We start from the raw sequence: 19150 nt of genomic DNA, 5'->3' as shown, positions 1-19150 counted from the left end.
TGCCCGAATGATGCCGGGGTAATGTCCGAGCTTTCGACCATCTCCCGCCACGCCATCACGGTGCTGGCTGGGCAACTGGCTGTAATGGCGTTTGGCGTGACGGACACCATCGTCGCCGGGCGCCATGGAGAAGCCTCGCTCGCCGCATTGTCGGTGGGCAGCGCCATCTTCATCAGCGTGTATGTGGCGCTGATTGGCGTGCTCCAGGCGTTGCTTCCGGTATGGGCCGAGCAGCGCGGCGCCCGACAGACCGATGCCCTGGGCCGGTCTCTGCGGCAGTCACTTTACCTGTGCGGCGTGGCCTCACTGGTGGGGATGGCCATCCTGCTGTCCCCCGGACCCCTTCTGCGCTGGACCGAGGTGCCGCCGGCCCTGCGCACCGAGGTGGAAAGCTACCTGGCCGTGCTGGCCCTGGCATTGCCGCCTGCCCTCCTCTTTCGCATCTACAGCACCTTGAACCAGGCCCTGGGGCGCCCCCAACTGGTGACCTGGCTGCAGGTGGGCTCGCTGCTGATCAAGCTGCCCCTGTCGATCTGGTTCACCTTTGGCGGCGCAGGGCTGCCCGCGCAGGGCGTGGTGGGATGCGCCTGGGCCACCCTGGTGGTCAACTGCAGCATGCTCGCGCTGGCGATCTGGTTGCTGCGCACGCGGGACATATATAGGCCCCTGCACATCTGGCGCCGCATGGAGCCCCCGCACTGGCCCACCATCGGGGGGTTTGCACGGTTGGGCATCCCGGCGGGGCTTGCCGTCATGGTCGAGGTGACGTCGTTCACACTGATGGCGTTGTTCATTGCACGCCAGGGCACCACCGCATCGGCGGCGCACCAGATCGCGGCCAATGTGGCGGCTGTGCTCTACATGGTGCCGCTGTCGCTGGCCATCGCCACCAGCGCCCGCGTCAGCTATTGGCTGGGTGCTGGCGATCCCGCACGGGCGCGCAATGTGGTTTTTATAGGTTTTAGGCTCTCTGCGCTTATTGGCATTGCGCTAGCAGCTATTTTATTGATAGCAAAAAATCACATTGGCGGTGTGTACTCCGCCCACACCGGCGTGGTGGCCCTGACGGGCGGGGTCATGGTGTGGGTCGCGGCGTACCACGCAGCCGATGCACTGCAGACACTGTGCGTGTTCGTGTTGCGCTGCTACCGCATCACCGTGGCGCCGCTGGTGGTGTATTGCGTGCTGCTGTGGGGGGCAGGCTTGGGGGGTGGCTACCTGCTGGCCTACCAGGGCCAGGGGCCCTGGGCAACGGAACCATCGCCCACCCCCTTCTGGGCCGCGAGTGCCGTGGCCTTGTGGGTGACCGCGGCGCTTTTCATGGCCATGCTCTGGACAGCCATCAGTCCGGCAGCAAGAACCCGCGCAGCCGGTTCGCCGGAAAGGTGACCGTGAACACCGAGCCCTTGCCCAGGGTGCTGGCAATGTCCAGCGTGGCACCATGCCGCTGCAGGACATGCTTGACGATGGCCAGCCCCAGGCCTGTGCCGCCGGTCTCGCGGGAGCGGCTGCGGTCCACGCGATAAAAGCGCTCTGTCAGGCGCGGCAGGTGCTCGGGGGCGATACCCGGCCCCGTGTCTTGCACCGAGAAAACTGCGCGGCCATCTTCCATGCGGTGCCACGCCACCGTGATCACCCCGCCCGCAGGCGTGTAGCGCACTGCATTGCTGATGAGATTCGACAACGCGCTTTGCAGCTCGGTGGGCACACCCGCAATGTCGCCTTCGGCCTGCAAGGCGTTCATCGGCGGAAAAACCATGACATGCTGGCGCGGCTGGTTCTGCGTGAGCAGGGACGACAACGCACGCCCCTCCTCTTCGCAGCGCTGCATCAGTGCCTGCACAGGTGTCCACTCTGCCATGCCGGGTGGCGGGCTGCCCTCCAGGCGCGACAGCGTCAAGAGGTCTTGCACCACGCTTTGCATGCGCAGCGCCTGTTGGGCCATCATGCCCAGGTAGCGAGACCGCTCTTCTGCGCTCAAGGGCAGCGTCTGCAGGGTTTCGACAAAACCGGTCAACACGGTCAGGGGCGTGCGGATCTCATGGGACACATTGGCCACGAAGTCACGCCGCATGGCCTCGGCCTGCTCCAGCGCCGTGACATCGCGCGACAGCAGCAGGGTGCGCCCATCGCCATAGGGGTGCAGATGCACCGAGATGCGCACCGGCCGCGAAGGCGTGCTGAAACGCCCCTCCAGCACCACATCGTGGGTGAAGTCCTGGGCGGCAAAGTAGGCGGTGAACTCGGGGTCACGCACCAGGTTGCCGATCGACTGCATCACATCGCGCTGCGCATCAAAGCCGAACTGGCTGGCCGCCATCTGGTTGCACCACTCGATGCGGCCTTGCGCATCCAGCAAGACCACCCCATTGGGCGTGGCCTGCAGCGCGGCCAGGATCTCCTGCAGCCGGTCCTGGCTGTCGCGGATCTGGGCCTCCTGCCTGCGCAAGAGGCGCCGCGCACGGTCTGCCGCCTCGCCCCAGATACCGCGCATGGCCGGGACTTCGGACAGATCCCCCGTGCGCAGCCAGCGCAGCACGCGCGCACCGCGCAGCAGGTCCCAGACAAACCAGGCCCACGCCGCCAGGGCTGCACCCAGGGCAGCGCCCCAGGGGCCGCCACCGTGCCACCATCCCAGCCCACCACCCGCTATCTGCCAGAGCAGGAAATACGAAATACGCCACAGCATGCGGTCAGCAAAGCCTTCTCAGAAAAGCAGGGGCGCATCCTGTGCGCCCCATCGACAACATCAGGCTTGCGCCCTCAGCACCTCTTCTCCCTATTGCAGGGGAAGTGAACAGGCGCTCACGCCTGCAACTGCACCTGGGGCTGGGCCGTGAGCCGGTAGCCCGCGCCACGCACGGTTTCCACCATCACGGAGGCGGCGCCCAGCGCTTCGCGCAGGCGCTTCACATGCACGTCCACCGTGCGCTCCTCGATGAAGACATGGTCGCCCCACACCTTGTCGAGCAGCTGCGAGCGGCTGTGCACACGCTCGGCATGCTTCATCAGGAAGTGCAGCAGCTTGAACTCCGTAGGACCCACCTTGAGCGGCTGGCCCTGGAAGGTCACGCGGTACGTTCCGGCATCGAGCACCAGCTCGCCAATGGTCACGCTGTCGCTGACCTGCTCGGGCGCACGACGGCGCAGCACCGCGCGGATGCGGGCCAGCAGTTCCTGCGTGGAGAACGGCTTGGTGATGTAGTCGTCCGCGCCAGCATCGAGCCCAGCAATCTTGTCGGGCTCATCGCCGCGGGCCGTGAGCATCAGGATCGGGATCGGTTTGGTGCGGCTGTCGGCCCGCCATTTGCGGGCCAGCGACAGGCCGCTTTGCCCGGGCAGCATCCAGTCGAGCAGGATGACGTCGGGCAGCACAGCGTCCAGCTCGCGCTGGGCCGAGTCGCCGTCTTCCGCCCAGAAAGGCTGGAATCCGTTGTGGCGCAGATTGACAGCAATCAGCTCGGCAATCGCGGGTTCGTCCTCCACGATGAGGACGCGTGGGAGCTTTCTCATAAATGTGCCAAAGCCCTTTCGCTACAAGACAGCCGACTCGATCTCGTCGAGGGCAGTGTGGCGCACATCCTTGCCCTTGACCAGATAGATGATGAGCTCGGCCACATTCTTGGAATGGTCACCGATGCGCTCGATCGCCTTGGCCAGGAACAACAGGTCCAGGCTGGGCGAGATGGTGCGGGGGTCTTCCATCATGTACGTGATGAGTTTGCGCACGAAGCCATCGAACTCCTTGTCGATCAGGTCATCCTCCTTGAGGATGGCCACAGCCGCCTTGACGTCCAGCCGCGCAAACGCATCCAGCGTCTTGCGCAACTGGCCGGAGGCCAACTCGGCGGCCACGCGCAAATCGCTGGAGGGAAGTGAACGCGGCGCACCGCCCTCAATGATGGAACGCACCATGCGGGCCATCTTGTTGGCCTCGTCGCCCATGCGCTCGAGGTTGGCCGTAGCCTTGGAGAAAGCCAGCAACAGGCGCAGGTCGCGCGCGGTGGGCTGGCGGCGGGCGATGATGGACGACAGCTCCTGGTCGATTTCGACCTCCATCGCGTTGATGCGGGTTTCCATAGAAGCCACAGTCTCCACGGCCTCCAGGCTGAACTGGGACAGGGCGTACACAGCCTGCCGAATCTGCGATTCCACCAGGCCGCCCATCTCCATGACACGGGCGGACACGCTGTTGAGTTCGCTATCGAACTGGGACGAAAGATGTTTATCGGGCATCTGCTGTCTCCTTAGCCGAAACGGCCGGTAATGTAGTCTTCGGTTTCCTTGCGCTCGGGCTTGAAGAAGATCTGTTCGGTGGCGCCGAACTCGATCATCTCGCCCAGGTACATGTAGGCCGTGTAGTCGCTGCAACGGGCTGCCTGCTGCATGTTGTGCGTCACGATGGCAATCGTGTAGTCGTGTTTGAGCTCGTCGATCAGCTCTTCAATCTTGGCGGTGGACAGCGGGTCCAGCGCCGAGGTAGGTTCGTCGAGCAGCAGCACCGAAGGCTTCACGGCCACACTGCGTGCAATGCACAGGCGCTGCTGCTGGCCGCCGGACAGCGACAGACCGCTCTGGTGGAGCTTGTCCTTGACTTCGGTCCACAGGGCGGCCTTGGACAGCGCCCATTCCACGCGGTCATCCATCTCGCTTTTGCTCAGCGTTTCATAGAGCTTCACGCCGAAGGCAATGTTGTCGTAGATGGACATGGGAAACGGCGTGGGCTTCTGGAACACCATGCCGATGCGCGCACGCAGCAGGTTGATGTCTTGCTTGGCGTCCAGGATGTCCTGGCCGTAGAAGTTGATCGTGCCCTCGGCACGCTGACCCGGGTACAGGCTGTACATGCGGTTGAGGGTGCGCAGCAGGGTGGACTTGCCACAGCCCGAGGGGCCGATGAAAGCGGTCACCTTGTGCTCGGCAATGTTGAGGCTGACGTTGCGCAGTCCCTGGAACTTGCCGTAGAAGAAGCTCAGGTTGCGCAGTTCCAGCGCATTTTTGCTGGGGGTGACGGTAGCAGTGGCGTTCATTGTCAAATCCTGAAAATGGAGGCGGTCTTGTCTGTGTGTGCGATGCGAGGGCGGGCAGGATCAGACGCGGTTTTTCTCGCGCAGGAACACCCGTGCCACGACGTTGAGAATGAGCACCGACAGCGTGATGAGCAGGGCACCGCCCCAGGCCAGGCGCACCCAGTTTTCATAGGGGCTCAAGGCAAACTGGAAGATCACCACCGGCAGGTTGGCCATGGGCGCATTCATGTTGGTACTGAAGAACTGGTTGTTGAGCGCGGTGAACAACAAAGGCGCCGTCTCGCCGCTGATGCGGGCGACGGCCAGCAGCAGCCCCGTCATCACACCGCTGCGCGCAGCGCGCAGGGTGACCATGGTGGACACCTTCCAACGCGGCGCCCCCAAAGCGAAGGCCGCTTCACGCAGGCTGCCGGGCACCAGGCGCAGCATGTTCTCCGTGGTGCGAACCACCACTGGCACGGCAATGAGCGACAGCGCCAGGCTACCGGCCCAACCCGAGAAGTTACCGACCGTCGCCACGGCAATGGCATAGACGAACAGGCCCAGCACGATGGAGGGCGCAGACAACATGATGTCGGTCACAAAGCGGGTGAGCTCGGCCGTTTTGCTCTGGTCGCCATATTCCGCCAGGTACACGCCGGCCAGAACACCAATCGGTGTGGATACCAGGACGGTAAAACCCACCATCATGAGACTGCCGACGATGGCGTTGGCCAGACCCCCGCCTTCCGATCCCGGGGCTGGCGTCGACTGGGTGAACATGTTCCAGTCCAGCGCGGCAAAACCGTTGGAGAGCAGAACGCTCAGGATCCAGAGCAGCACGAACAGGCCCAGCACCATCGCACCCAGGGACAGGGTCAGACCGATGGCGTTGGAGCGCTGGCGCTTTTTGTAGAGTTGTTGGTTGAATTCCATGGAGCTTGTCTCAAAAGAGGTTCATGGTCAGGACGGGCGGAGTCAAAGGCCCTTGGCCTTTTCGGCGCGCAGCATCATGATCTTGGCCGCCGAAAGCACAACGAAGGTAATCACGAACAGCAGGAAACCCAGCGCGAACAACGTGGAAAGGTGAAAGTCGGCAGCTTCGCCGAACTCATTGGCGAGCGTGGAGGCAATCGAGGTCCCCGGGGAGAACAGCGACGTGGGCATGCGGTTGGCATTGCCGATCACAAAGGTCACCGCCATGGTCTCGCCCAGGGCACGGCCCAGGCCCAGCATCACCCCGCCGATCACCCCCTTTTGCGTGTAGGGCAACACGACGCGGCGCACCACCTCCCAGGTCGTGCAGCCCAGGCCGTAGGCGGACTCGCGCAGGATGGGCGGAACAATCTCGAACACGTCGCGCATCACGGCAGCCACAAAAGGCAGCACCATGAACGCCAGCACAATGCCAGCAGCCAGGATGCCGAACCCGTTTGTGCTGCCCCCAAACAGAAACCCGACCAGTGGCATGGAGCCCAACAGCTTTTGCACCGGCATCTGGAAGTAGTCCGCGAACAGCGGGGCAAACACAAAGAGGCCAAACATGCCGTAGATGATCGAAGGCACCGCCGCCAGCAGCTCCACTGCCGTGCCCAGCGGGCGCCGCAGCCACACGGGGCAGGTTTCCGTGAGGAAAAGGGCGATGCCGAAAGCGAGTGGCACTGCGATCAGCAGCGCAATGCCTGCACTGGCCAAGGTGCCGACGATGGCAATCGCGGCGCCGAACTCTTCGTTGATGATGTCCCATTCCACGCGCCAGATGAACTGGGCACCGAATTTGTGAAACGTCGGCCACGCGTAGACAAACAGCGAGACGATGATGCCCAGAAGCGCTACCAGCACCAGCAGCGAAAGACTTTGGGTGAGACGATGGAAAAAGATGTCCTGAAGATGCTGCCGCTTGGCAATCGATACCATCGACTCTGTGGGGGCGTCTGTCTTCTTGACGGACCCGGATTGCGAACTCATGGTGGTTCCCACGCTCATATTGACTCCCATCTGGCTTCTGGAGATCCCCACAAACCAGCACCCATCGGCCAGACCAGCCGGCCAATGGGGGGTATTCTGGGGCAGACTGGCTTATTTCTTGATCTGCGACCAGACTTTGGAGCGGATCTCGGCGGTCAGGCTGTCAGGCAGCGGGACATAGTCCAGATCTGCAGCCATACCCTTGCCGTTCTTGAACGCCCAGTCAAAGAACTTCAGCACTTCAGCCGATTGGGCTTTGTCCGCAGGGTCCTTGTACATCAGGATGAAAGAGGCCGTGCTGACGGGCCAGCTTTCGGCACCCTTGGCATTGACCATCGAGATGCCCATGCCCGGCACGCTGAACCAGTCTGCGCTGGCTGCTGCGGCGGCGAAGGTCTTGTCGTCAGGGCTCACATACTTGCCGTCCGCATTCTGCAGCTGCAGGAAGTTCATGTTGTTCTTCTTGACGTAGGCGTATTCCACGTAGCCCACTGCGCCCTTCACCCGGGTCACATTGGCGGCCACGCCTTCATTGCCCTTGCCACCCACGGACGAAGCGGCTGGCCATTTCACGGCAGCGCCCTTGCCCACGGAATCTGCCCATTCCTTGCTGACGGCAGACAGGTAGTCGGTCCAGTTGAACGTGGTGCCCGAACCATCTGCGCGGTGGACCACGGTGATGTTCTGGTCTGGCAAGGTCTTGCCAGGGTTCAGTGCAGCAAGCTTGGCATCATTCCACTTGGCGATCTTGCCCAGAAAGATTTCTGCCAGCACCGGGCCTGTGACGCGCAGTTCGCCGGGCTTGAAGCCTTCCAGGTTGACCACGGGCACCGTGCCCCCAATGATGGCGGGGAACTGCACCATGCCGTCCTTCTCCAGATCGGCACCAGAAACCGGTGCATCAGAGGCACCAAAGGCCACGGTCTTGGCGCGAATCTGGCGGATACCGCCGGACGAACCGATGGACTGGTAGTTCAGCCCTGTGCCGGTTTCCTTCTTGTAGGCTTCGGCCCATTTGGCGTACATGGGAAACGGAAAGGTTGCGCCCGCGCCGGTGATGTCCGCAGCAAAGGCACTGCCTACCGCCATGGTGGCGAGTGCTACAGCAACGGTTTTGAGAAATGTGCGTTTCATTATTCAGTACCTTTTGGCTAGGGTTATCAGGAACAGGATGAACTCTAGGGCCCCAAGATGACAATTCAGTGACACACAAATCCTCGTCGTAGCCAACTGCCACACGACCACCCGCCTTTACCCGATGCGGCTTGCATCGTCATGAATGTGTCATGCAAGCGGCACACACTGGCAAAGATCACAGCCCGCCCTCCCACCGCCCTTGTGGCAACGTGCGTCGCGGGGGGCACACCAGATGGTCGCGGTACCATGCCGAACGAAGCTCCAACCAGAAAAACATGCAGAACGGCACACGCCTCGCCGCAGTCGACCTCGGCTCCAACAGTTTTCGCCTCGAAATCGGGCGCTATGAGTTCGGTCATATCCAGCGGGTGGAATACCTCAAGGAGACCGTGCGCCAGGGCAATGGCCTTGACGAAGATCGCAATTTGACACGCGACGCCATGGAGCGTGGCTGGGCCTGCCTGGCGCGGTTTGGCGAGCGGCTGGCCGGGTTTCCACGCGCCCAGGTTCGCGCCGTGGCCACACAGACGCTGCGCGAAGCACGCAACCGGGAAGAGTTTCTGTTGCGCGGCAGCGAAGTGCTGGGCTATCCCATCGACGTCGTCTCTGGCCCCGAGGAAGCACGGCTGATTTACCAGGGCGTAGCCCGCCTGCTTCCGCAATCCGACGAGCGCCGCTTGGTGGTGGACATCGGTGGGCGTTCCACCGAATTGATTTTGGGCCAGCAGTTCACACCCCATGCCGTGGCTTCGTACCGGGTGGGCAGTGTTGCCTGGTCGCAGCGCTACTTTGCCAACGGCGAGTTCACCGCGCAGGCCTTCCTGGCAGCCGAGATCGCAGCCAAGGCCGTGTTGGACGAAGCGCTGGAGACCTTCCAGCCCGACGCCTGGGAGATAGCCTATGGATCCTCCGGCACCGCCGGAGCCGTTGGCGACGTGCTGACGGCTGCGGGTGGGCCACAAGGCCTCATCACCCGCGAAGGCCTCCATTGGCTGCACGAGCGACTGCTGCGCGCCCAGTCAGCGGACCGCATACGCCTGGAAGGCCTCAAGGAAGAACGGCGCGCCGTCATCGGCGGAGGCATCAGTGTGTTGCGCGCCGTGTTTGACCTGCTGGACATCGAGCAGATGCATGTCGCCCAGGGTGCCTTGCGCCAAGGTGCACTCTACGATCTGCTCGACCGCGAACAACCTGGCACCGACCTGCGGACCACCACCGTAAATGGCCTGATGCAGCGGTTTGGTGTGGATATAGAGCACGCGGAGCGTGTCGCACGCACTGCGTGTGCTCTGTTTGATCAGGCCATGCCTTTCGGGAGCGAGCGCGCATCGCGAAAACTCGATTGGGCCGCCCGGCTGCACGAGATTGGCTGCCTGATCTCCCACAGCGACTACCACCGCCACGGCGCTTACATCCTCGACAACACCGACGCCGCTGGATTTGCCGTCCCCGAACTTCACCGTCTCGGGATACTGGTTCAAGGGCAACGCGGCAAGGTGCGCAAACTGGAAGCGGACTTGCAAGACTCCGTCTTCGCGCTTCAGCTGCTCAGCATGCGCCTGGCCGTGGCACTGTGCCACGCCCGCCGCGACCCGGACACGGCCGGTCTTTCGTTGCAGACAGAAGGCCAGCGTTTCATTCTGAGAGCCCGCGCCGGCTGGGCGGCGATCTTTCCACAGTCGGCACACCTGCTGCGCGAGGAAATTCAGGCATGGCTAAAGACACCTTGGGAACTGGTGGTTGACCTACCGTGAGCATCAGGAATAAACTATATAAACTGTTTATACCGTTTATCGAAAAATTTCTTTGTCATGACCACATCCAGCACCACCACTACGCCAGCAGCCCTCGCACCGAACCCCGCACCAGCAACTCCGGCAAAGTCGGTCAAGACCACTGCTGCGGCTACCAAGACCCCGGCCAAAACAGCGGCTGCCGTCAAGCCACCGAAAAAATTGGCGGCAAAACCCGCCGCGGTTCCCAAGAAAAAGGCACCCAGCGCCAAACAGGTGACGCTCAAACAGCCCAAGGCCCCCACACCGGCAGCCACCCGGGACGTCAAGGCCAAGAAGCCCAAGCTGGTGCGCGACAGCTTCACCATTCCCAAAGACGAATACGCAGTCATAGAAACCCTGAAGCAGCGCTCAGCCGCTCTCGCCCAGCCTGTGAAGAAAAGCGAGCTGCTGCGTGCGGGTCTCAAGGTCTTGGCAGCGATGTCCGACGCGGCCCTGCGCAGCGCGGTGCAGGCCGTGCCATCCATCAAGACGGGACGCCCGAAGGCAGACGCAGCACCGGCAACACCCGCGCCAGCCACAAAGACGACCGCCAAAGCCACGCGCAAGTAATCCCGCTGTTCTGCGCCGGGTGAGGCCCCTCGGCGCAACCGGCATCAAAGAAACTCGGGAGATTGGACCGTGATCAGCAACGTCTGGCTCTGGTCCAGCCGTTGCCGCTGCCTCAACCACCAGACAGCCCCCTTGCGCACGGCGCACTCCGAAGCCTGGAGCCCCATCAACTGCGCAATGGTCTGGCCCAGCACGGGTTGATGGCCCACCACCAGCACCGTGCCCTTGGCGCGTGGCCATTGCACAAGATCCAGCAGATCCTGCGGAATCGCACCAGGTAACAGCTCGGCGCGCATCTTGAATTTTCGCCCCAGAGCGCTTGCGGTCTGCTCCGTGCGCCGCGACGGACTGGCGAGCACACGCAAACCCTCGGGCAATTGCCGGTCCAGCCAGGCGGCCATGCGTGCAGCCTGCTTCTCCCCACGCGACGTCAAAGCTCTCGCCAGATCGTCACCCCCCTCTGCAGGCTCTTCCGCCTCCGCATGGCGCCACAAAATGAGGTCCATCATGCCGTCCCCTGATCCACGTGCGCCACCGATGGGGCCGGACCATACCGGACCATCAGAGCGTTCTGTGCGCCCAAACCATCCTGGGGACGAGGAGCCCTGCCGTAGGAGCCATCTGCGTTCAGGGTCCAGGCATCCCGTTCATCATGCAGATAGGCGACCAGGCATTCATCGACAATCTGCTGGCGCAGGCGAGGGTCGGTCACGGGCCAGGCCAGCTCCACCCGCCGCATCATGTTGCGGTTCATCCAGTCGGCACTGGAGAGATACAGGTCTTCCTCATTCCCGCTGCGGAAATAGAAAACGCGCGTGTGTTCCAGAAACCGGCCAATGACCGAGCGCACACGGATGTTGTCGGTCACCCCAGGGACTTGGGCAGCCAACATGCAGGCTCCGCGCACGATGAGGTCAATGCGTGCCCCGCGCTGGCCGGCCGCAATCAGGGCACGCATCAGGGCCTCGTCCGTCAGGGCATTCATCTTGGCGACGATGCGCGCATCCTCTCCCCGACTGGCCGCCAGCCCCACTTGTTCGATTTTTTCCAGCATGCGCCGGTGCAGATGGAACGGCGCCAGCATCAGCTTGCGCAGCTTGGGCGGACGGTTCTGGCTCGCCAGATGGTTGAACACCCCATCCATGTCAGCAGTGGTTTCCTCATCGGCCGTGAGGTAGCTCAGATCGGTATAGAGCCGCGCAGTACGCACGTTGTAATTGCCGGTGGAAAGGTGCCCATAGCGCCGCAGTTTTCGCCCTTCCCTGCGCGTGACGAGCAGCATTTTGGCGTGTGTCTTGAGCCCCACCACACCGTAGACCACCTGTGCACCAATGGACTCCAGGGCCTCGGCCCAGTTGATATTGGCCTCTTCATCAAACCGGGCCTTGAGTTCCACCACGGCCATGACCTCCTTGCCGCGACGCACCGCCTCGGTGAGCAGGTCCATGAGTTCGGAGTCCGCCCCGGTTCGGTAGATCGTCTGCTTGATGACGAGCACGTCCGGGTCATTGACGGCTTCGCGCAGAAAGGCGAGTAACCCATCAAAACTTTCGAACGGCTGATGGATCAGCACATCGTGCTTGCGCAGTTGCTCCAGAATGGACACGCCGGACTGCAATTGCCGAGGCCAGGCAGAGTTCCAGGGCGCAAACAGGAGGTCCGGGGCATCCACCAGATCCACGAGTTGTGTCAGTCGCACCAGATTCACGGGACCCTGCACCCGGAACAGGGCAGCTGCCGGCAAGGCAAATTGCGCCAACAGAAAATCCGACAGAAACTGCGAACATCCAGAAGACACCTCCAGCCGCACCGCTTGCCCGTAGTGCCGGTGCTGCAAGCCCTGGCGAAGTGCGGTCCGCAGATTGCGCACGTCCTCCTCGTCCAGTGCCAGGTCTGAATGGCGCGTGACGCGGAACTGCGAGAACTCCGTGACCTCGCGCCCCGGGAACAAATCCTCCAGATGCGCCCGGACAATGCTGGAAAGGCTCACGAAAAGCGCTTCCCCGGGAGCAACGCGGTCAGGCATGCGAATGAGTCTTGGCAGGGCCCGGGGCACCTTGACGATGGCGATCTCGTTCTCGCGGCCAAAGGCGTCGTGACCTTTCAACCGGACAATGAAATTCAGCGATTTATTGGCTACCTGTGGAAACGGATGTGCCGGATCCAAGCCCACCGGAATCAGCAAAGGCCGAACTTCGTCCAAAAAATAATCGTGGACCCACCGCTTTTGCGCGGGAGAACGCTCGCTGTAGCCCACGATGCGAATCCCGTGTGCGGCAAACGCCGGCACCAAGGAATCGTTGTACAGCGTGTACTGCCGCTCCACAAGGCTGTGCACCTTGGCGGCCATGGCTTCGAAGGACGCCGTTGAATAAAGCCCCTTGGTCTCGCCCTTCTGCGCAGCGGTGATGTGTGGCGCAGCGCGCACCTCAAAAAACTCATCGAGATTGGAAGACACGATGCACAGATAGCGCAGCCGCTCCAGCAAGGGGACATCCGTCCGCACGGCCCAGTCAAACACCCGCTCATTGAAAGCCAGGATGCTGTGATCTCTGTCCAGAAACATCTGAGGAGGGTGGCTGGTGGATTGCACTAACGTACAACTCGTGCCACTGTCATGCAACAGGGAGGTGGTGGCATGTGTGCCAGCATGATCGAAAGGCAAAGGCAACATGGGTACGCAAACGCGGCAAGTGCAGGATGCCTGCAGTATTTAACGCCCAGATGACAACGATGTGACAGGTTTTGTGACAGTCACACAAGATGCATCCTGCACACGGGCGGGGACCAGGTACTGTTCAAACAGCCGGGCGGCATGAGCCCAGGTGAAATCGAGTGCCCGCGCGCGTGCTTCGGACCGAGGAATCCCCAAGGCCTGCTGGCTTGCCAGGAGCAGATCATTCTGTAGCACACCCCCTCTAGGGGCCTGGCCAGAATGCGCTCCCAGCACTTCCATGGGGCCATCCTCGGGATACGCTGCCACAGGCGTCCCGCAGGCCATGGCCTCCAGCATGACCAAACCGAACGTTTCTGACCGGCTTGGAAATACAAACACATCAGCGGCCGCATAGACCTCTGCCAAAGCTGCGCGGTCCAGGATGCCCAGCCAACGAACCTGCGGGTACTTCGCCTTGAGACGCGCCTCCAGCGGCCCGACACCACAAACCACCTTGGAGCCCGGCATGTCGAGCCGGAGGAAAGCTTCGATGTTCTTTTCGTACGAAATCCGCCCCACATACAGCGACACCGGGTGCGCCAGAGTGCCCATGAGCGGGCTCTGGGTGGTTGCGCCATGGAACGGAAAAACCCGCGTGTCGACTCCATGGGTCCACGGGCGCAAATTGCGGAAACCCCGACGCTCCAGCATCTGCAGAACGCCTTGCGTGGGCACCATCACTCCCGAGGATGGACGGTGGAAATGCCGGAACAGCGCGTACCCCCAACCAAGCGGCACACGCAGCGCCGCATGCAGTATTTCCGGAAAACGTGTGTGGAAAGCCGACGTGAACGCCAGGCCCTTGCGCAGGCAGTAGCGGCGCCCCGCCCAGCCCAGCGGCCCTTCTGTGGCAAGGTGGATGGCATCGGGCTGCATGGCGTCCAGTACCTCTGCCACGCGCTTTGTCGGCCGCACGGCCAGGTCGATGCCGGGATAGCCAGGGCAGGGACGGGTTGCAAATTGACCGGGGTGCAGCACTTGCACCTCGTGCCCGGCAGTTTCAAGCGCCTGCACCAGTTCCAGCAGGGTGGTAACCACCCCATTCACCTGGGGAAGCCAGGCATCGGTCAACAAGGCAATTTTCATAACACAACAGCGGCCTCGGCCTGGGGGATATTTGCGAGCGGAGAAGCCGGCCACTGCAGCAGTTCCAGTCGGCCGTCCATGTGCTCGACCAGGGCGGTGTGGCTTTCCACCCAGTCGCCGTCATTGCAATACAGGGTCCCGCCGATCTCCCGCATCTCAGCACGGTGGATATGGCCACACACCACGCCATCATGTCCCCTGCGGCGCGCTTCGGCTGCCACGGCCACTTCAAAATCAGTGACGTAGTTCAGTGCTTTCTTGACCTTGCCCTTCAGGTACGCCGACAGGGACCAGTAGGGCAACCCCACGCGGGCACGCAGGGTGTTGAGGTGCCGGTTGAGTTTGAGGGTGAACTCATACAGGTTGTCGCCCAGATACGCCAGCCACTTGGCACACTGAATGACCCCATCAAAATGATCTCCGTGCGTGACCCAGAGGCTGCGACCATCGGCCGTCGTGTGAACCGCATCGGCCCGCACCTCGATGCCACCAAAAGAGTGGCCTACGAACGCACGGGCGAATTCGTCATGGTTGCCGGGTACAAACACCACCCGACACCCTTTGCGCGCGCGGCGCAGGAGCTTTTGCACCACATCGTTGTGGGCTTGTGGCCAGAACCACTTGCGGCGCAGTTGCCAACCATCCACGATGTCGCCGACCAAGTAAAGGTGATCGCTGGGATGGTGCTTGAGAAAGTCCAGCAATGCGACCGCCTGGCAACCTGGAGTACCCAGATGCAGATCAGAAATAAAGACCGCGCGGTACCGGCGATGACCAGCGGCGGATGCCTGCGCGTCGTCGGCTGTGTCCTCGGGGCCCAAGGACGGTTCCATCCAGGGACCCAAGGCATCGAACGCGGTGCGCATCAGGCCCCCAGAAAATGCTTGCGATAGCGGGGATGAAGATCTGCCAGACGCATCAGCATCGGCAGGTCTGCGGTGTTGAAATCCGGGTCCCAGGCCGGAGCGCCCAACACGCGTGCCCCAAGCCGCAGGTAGCCTTTGATGAGCGCCGGGGGCTCTACCGTGATCGAGCCATTAAGCTGCTCCACGGGCAAGGGCAACCGGGGGAGCACGTGGTATTCGATGGGGGCCAGGTGCGTCTGGCGCACCTGCTGCCAGATGCTGGCGGCAGCATCGCCGCTCACAACGCCGTTGTAGAGCATGGGAATGCTCGCGCAGCCGATCATGGTGTCCAACTGGTTGCGCACCATGAAATCCGCCAACGCGCTCCACAAGGCCATGATCACGCCACCGTGGCGATGATCGGGGTGCACGCAACTGCGCCCCAGTTCCACCATGCGGGGACGCAGCGAACGCAGCCGCGTGAGGTCGAACTCGGTATCGCTGTAGGTACCACCAACGCGTCGGGCTTGTGCCGGAGTGAGCACCCTGTAAGTCCCAATGACTTGCTGGCTCTGGGCATCGCGCACCAACAGGTGTTCGCAGTAGTCGTCGAAGAGGTCCACATCATGGCCCGGGATGGGGGTCGTCAATCGAGCGCCCATTTCCGCTGCAAACACGTCGAACCGCAGCCGCTGCGCCTGGCGCACTTCGTCTTCATGGCGCGCCCAGGCCACCTGAATGGCGCCACGTTCCGGCACCAGACGCGCTGCGCCAGACAGAGTACCCGCACCACGAAGTCCCCTCGGAGAAGCAACTTCGGCTGGCAGGGGCGGTGTCAAGGTGGGCAATTCATTCATGGTGCAACATCTCCTTGCGTCAGGACGGTTTCGGCTGGAGGCCCCAACCAAGGGCTGGGAACCGTTTTCCCCTGGGAGCGAGTGTGAAATTGGCACATGACGCAGCCATGTCGATGGCATGTCAATGTCATGACATGCGGACCCTGGGAAGGCACCTACGCAGGCAATCGTTGGGCCTGCATAATTGGTCCAGGAACTCGTACCGTGCACGCCTCCTTCCCCGCCCGCCCCCGAAGCCCTGCCATGGGCGCGCTGGTCGTGTTTGTTCTGGCGGCACTGTGTGCAGGCGCTTTGGTGTGGGCGTTGGAGCGCCAGGAACAGGCACAGCAGCGCACGCAGGTGACAGACATGGCGGGCGACCATGTGCAGGCCTTGCAGCGCGCCATCGAACTGGCCCTGTCCGCCAACAACACCCTGGTCGCCTTGGTGCGCCAGGGCAAAGGGCAGGTGACGCAGTTTGAAGAGATCGGCACCCAGATGCTGCCGTTCTACCCTGGCATTGCGGCCATGGGCCTGTCCCCCAACGGCGTGGTAAGGCACGTGGTGCCGCGCCAGGGCAACGAAAACTCCATCGGTTTCGATCAACTCAATGACCCGCGTCAAGGTCGCGAATCCGCCAGGGCACGGGAGTCAGGCCTGCTGACCCTGGCTGGCCCCATGGAGCTGGTGCAAGGCGGTCTGGGGGTGGTGGGGCGCCAGCCGGTCTATCTGGAGGATGCCCAGGGTCACCGCACCTTCTGGGGCTTTACCTACGTCACCATCCGCCTGCCCGAGGTGCTCGCCGCTGCGCGCCTGCCGCAACTGACCCAGCGGGGATACCACTACCGGCTGTGGCGCATCCGGCCCGATACGGAAGAAGAGCAGACGATTGCAGCGTCTGCACCGCCCCCGGGCCCCGATGCCGTGGGCAGGTCGCTGACCTTGCCCAATGGACAGTGGACGCTGAGCCTGACCCCCATCAAGGGTTGGGGAGACCCGGGCGTGCTGGCCATGCGATGCGCGATCGCCTTGCTGTTTGCCTTGATGATGGCCTACGTGGCCCGGCTGCTGTTCGAGCTGAAAGAGCATGAGCGCGGCCTGGCCTACCAGGTGGCGCAGCGCACCTCGGAAATCCAGGCAACCCAGCAGCAATTGCACGCCACCATCGACGCCATACCGGATCCGCTTTTCGAGCTCGACCAGGATGGTTTTTACTGCAGCGTGCACAGCCCGCGCGCGGAGCTGCTCATGGCCCCCGCCGAAACGCTGGTGGGACGCAACGTGGCCGATGTGATGCCTGCGCTGGCGGCCTTGTCAGTGATGGACGTGCTGAATGAAGCCCAGGCGCAGGGCTGGTCCACCGGACGGCAGATCATGCTCGACCTGCCTCGCCTGGGCGCCACCTGGTTTGAGTTGTCTGCGGCGCGCAAGGCGACTTCCCCCAACGCAAAACCCCGGTTCATTGTGCTGTCGCGCGACATCACCGAGCGCAAGCGGTCCCAGGAGCAGTTGCAACTCACCGCGCAGGTGTTTGACCAGAGCAGTGAAGCCATCGTGATCGCCGATGCTGCCCATACCATCGTGCGCATCAACAGGGCGTTCACGCGGATCACGGGGTATGCAGAAGCCGAAGCGGTAGGGCAGTCAGTGCGTCTACTCACCGTCGCGGGGCCCGGCCACGACTTCGATGCGGATACCGTCTATGCACAGCTGCCGCAGGGCGGAAGCTGGGAAGGCGAAGCCCTGGGACACCGCAAAGACGCTTCCACTTACCCCCAGTGGCTGTCGGTCAGCAGTGTGCGAGACGGCAATGGTGTGGTCACCCATTCCATCACGCTGTTCCGTGACATCACCCAGCAGCGCGAGGCCCAGGACCGCATTCAACGCTTGGCGCACTTCGACCCGCTCACGAACTTGCCCAACCGCGCGCTGCTGGCAGAACGCGCCCATCGCCACATTGCCGATGAGCAGGCACGGGGTGGCACACTGGCGATGCTGTTTCTAGACCTGGACCACTTCAAGAATGTCAATGACTCACTGGGCCACAGAATTGGCGACATCCTGCTTGTGGCGGTGGCACAAAGGCTTCAGTCCCTCTTGAGACCCCAGGACACGGTCTCGCGCCTGGGCGGTGACGAGTTTCTTCTGTTGCTCCCATCCACCACTGCAAGCGCTGCCGCCGAAATGGCCATGCAGTTGCTCGCGGCCGTGGCCCAGCCGTTTCAGATCGATCCTTACGAGCTCACCACCACCTTGTCGGTCGGCATTGCGATGTATCCGGCCGATGGCGAATCGTTCGACACGCTGTACCAACGGGCGGATGCCGCCATGTACCGCGCCAAACAAAACGGGCGCAACCGGTACGGATTTTTTACCGCCGATATTGAAGCGCGCACGGCCCGCGCCTTGCTGATAGAAAACGCACTGCGCCGTGCACTGGAGCGCAATCAGTTTGAGCTGCACTACCAGCCACAGGTCTCGCTCTCCACGCGCCAGGTGGTAGGCGCGGAGGCCCTGCTGCGCTGGCGCCACCCCGAGCTGGGCCTGGTGTCACCGGCAGAGTTCATCCCCGTCGCCGAAAGCAGCGGCATGATCGTGGCGATTGGCGAATGGGTCATCCACACGGCGGTGACCGACATCAAGCGCTGGCTGGATCTGCACCTGCCCCTGCGGGCCGTCTCCGTGAACGTTTCTGCCGTGCAATTCAGGCACCCTCAACTGCCCGAGATGGTGACCCGCTGCCTGGAACAGGCCGGCCTGCCTGCCCGCAGGCTGGAGCTGGAGCTGACCGAAGGTGCCGCCGTGGACGACCCTGCCGCTGCACTGGCGATGATGGACCAGTTGCACGACCGGGGCGTGCGCCTGTCGATGGATGACTTTGGCACCGGGTACTCGTCGCTGAGCTATCTCAAGCGCTTTCAGATCTACAAGCTCAAGATCGATCAATCGTTCGTACGCGATCTTGAAGAGGATGCCAACGACCGCGCCATCGTCAGCGCCATCATCCGCATGGCGCAGGCTCTGGGCATGCAGACCACGGCCGAAGGGGTGGAAACCGACGGACAGCTCGAGTTTCTGCACGCACAGGGCTGTGATGAAGCCCAGGGCTTTTACTTTAGCCGCCCACTGCCGGCCGACGCCTTCGAGGCCTACCTGCGCGGACAGCAGGCACGCTAAGGCTGGCTAAGATCGTGAACACGTTCTTACT

16 protein-coding genes are annotated in these 19150 nt (G+C 62.6%); 4 read left to right on the top strand and 12 right to left on the bottom strand.

Going from position 1 to position 19150, the window contains the following annotated elements; all coding sequences use genetic code 11:
- Window positions 1-21: 21 nt before the first annotated feature.
- Window positions 22-1389: an MATE family efflux transporter gene (locus tag ARADN35_RS0100530; RefSeq protein ID WP_010457908.1), complete on the top strand. Its 1368-nt coding sequence runs from the start codon at window positions 22-24 to the stop codon at window positions 1387-1389.
- On the opposite strand, the gene phoR is transcribed toward ARADN35_RS0100530, so the two are convergent.
- The 7 genes from phoR to pstS form a co-directional block, all read right to left on the bottom strand.
- Window positions 1343-2689 (bottom strand): phosphate regulon sensor histidine kinase PhoR, encoded by a 1347-nt coding sequence (phoR, locus tag ARADN35_RS0100525; RefSeq protein ID WP_010457906.1) that lies wholly within the window; start codon window positions 2687-2689, stop codon window positions 1343-1345. The genes ARADN35_RS0100530 and phoR overlap by 47 nt on opposite strands.
- Before the next feature lie 116 nt (window positions 2690-2805).
- Window positions 2806-3513, bottom strand: coding sequence for a phosphate regulon transcriptional regulator PhoB (phoB, locus tag ARADN35_RS0100520; protein WP_029412769.1), 708 nt, complete (start codon window positions 3511-3513; stop codon window positions 2806-2808).
- Between the two features lie 21 nt (window positions 3514-3534).
- Entirely contained in the window at window positions 3535-4236 is a 702-nt protein-coding gene (phoU, locus tag ARADN35_RS0100515) for a phosphate signaling complex protein PhoU (RefSeq protein ID WP_010457902.1), read from the bottom strand.
- 11 nt (window positions 4237-4247) lie between these two features.
- Window positions 4248-5030: a phosphate ABC transporter ATP-binding protein PstB gene (pstB, locus tag ARADN35_RS0100510; RefSeq protein WP_010457898.1), complete on the bottom strand. Its 783-nt coding sequence runs from the start codon at window positions 5028-5030 to the stop codon at window positions 4248-4250.
- A 60-nt stretch (window positions 5031-5090) separates the two neighbouring features.
- Window positions 5091-5945 carry a phosphate ABC transporter permease PstA gene (gene pstA, locus ARADN35_RS25590; RefSeq protein ID WP_010457896.1) on the bottom strand — a complete coding sequence of 285 codons (855 nt, stop codon included), beginning with the start codon at window positions 5943-5945 and terminating at the stop codon, window positions 5091-5093.
- A 42-nt stretch (window positions 5946-5987) separates the two neighbouring features.
- Entirely contained in the window at window positions 5988-6977 is a 990-nt protein-coding gene (gene pstC, locus ARADN35_RS0100500) for a phosphate ABC transporter permease subunit PstC (RefSeq protein WP_244265825.1), read from the bottom strand.
- A gap of 111 nt (window positions 6978-7088) precedes the next feature.
- The gene (gene pstS, locus ARADN35_RS0100495; RefSeq protein ID WP_010457892.1) at window positions 7089-8111 is read right to left on the bottom strand and encodes a phosphate ABC transporter substrate-binding protein PstS; all 1023 of its coding nucleotides are present in this window, start codon (window positions 8109-8111) and stop codon (window positions 7089-7091) included.
- Between the two features lie 278 nt (window positions 8112-8389).
- On the opposite strand from pstS, the gene ARADN35_RS0100490 reads away from it, so the two are divergent.
- Complete coding sequence (locus ARADN35_RS0100490; RefSeq protein ID WP_010457891.1) at window positions 8390-9868, top strand: Ppx/GppA phosphatase family protein; 1479 nt, start codon at window positions 8390-8392, stop codon at window positions 9866-9868.
- A 57-nt stretch (window positions 9869-9925) separates the two neighbouring features.
- On the top strand, window positions 9926-10459 hold the full coding sequence (locus tag ARADN35_RS25585; protein ID WP_029412760.1) for a hypothetical protein: 534 nt from the start codon (window positions 9926-9928) through the stop codon (window positions 10457-10459).
- A gap of 44 nt (window positions 10460-10503) precedes the next feature.
- Here the strand turns inward: ARADN35_RS25585 and ARADN35_RS0100480 are convergent, their stop codons facing one another.
- From ARADN35_RS0100480 to ARADN35_RS0100460, 5 genes are read right to left on the bottom strand one after another with little or no spacing between them, the layout of a single operon-like run.
- Window positions 10504-10968, bottom strand: coding sequence for a SixA phosphatase family protein (locus tag ARADN35_RS0100480; RefSeq protein WP_029412758.1), 465 nt, complete (start codon window positions 10966-10968; stop codon window positions 10504-10506).
- The gene (ppk1, locus tag ARADN35_RS0100475; RefSeq protein WP_029412756.1) at window positions 10965-13133 is read right to left on the bottom strand and encodes a polyphosphate kinase 1; all 2169 of its coding nucleotides are present in this window, start codon (window positions 13131-13133) and stop codon (window positions 10965-10967) included. Before ppk1 ends, ARADN35_RS0100480 begins: the two co-directional genes overlap by 4 nt.
- A gap of 39 nt (window positions 13134-13172) precedes the next feature.
- Entirely contained in the window at window positions 13173-14261 is a 1089-nt protein-coding gene (locus tag ARADN35_RS0100470; protein WP_010457887.1) for a glycosyltransferase family 4 protein, read from the bottom strand.
- Window positions 14258-15127, bottom strand: coding sequence for a UDP-2,3-diacylglucosamine diphosphatase (locus tag ARADN35_RS0100465; RefSeq protein WP_029412754.1), 870 nt, complete (start codon window positions 15125-15127; stop codon window positions 14258-14260). The genes ARADN35_RS0100470 and ARADN35_RS0100465 overlap by 4 nt, the downstream gene beginning before the upstream one ends.
- Complete coding sequence (locus tag ARADN35_RS0100460; RefSeq protein ID WP_029412751.1) at window positions 15127-15963, bottom strand: GNAT family N-acetyltransferase; 837 nt, start codon at window positions 15961-15963, stop codon at window positions 15127-15129. Before ARADN35_RS0100460 ends, ARADN35_RS0100465 begins: the two co-directional genes overlap by 1 nt.
- A 243-nt stretch (window positions 15964-16206) precedes the next feature.
- Here ARADN35_RS0100460 and ARADN35_RS0100455 point away from each other — a divergent pair, with 243 nt between their 5' ends.
- Window positions 16207-19119 carry a bifunctional diguanylate cyclase/phosphodiesterase gene (locus ARADN35_RS0100455; protein ID WP_010457883.1) on the top strand — a complete coding sequence of 971 codons (2913 nt, stop codon included), beginning with the start codon at window positions 16207-16209 and terminating at the stop codon, window positions 19117-19119.
- The last annotated feature ends 31 nt before the right edge of the window (window positions 19120-19150 follow it).

The organism is Acidovorax radicis N35 (assembly GCF_000204195.1).
In the GTDB taxonomy this organism is placed as follows: Bacteria; Pseudomonadota; Gammaproteobacteria; order Burkholderiales; family Burkholderiaceae_C; genus Acidovorax; species Acidovorax radicis.
Note: the sequence above shows the minus strand (reverse complement) of the source record. Positions and strands in the feature narration are given on the sequence as shown.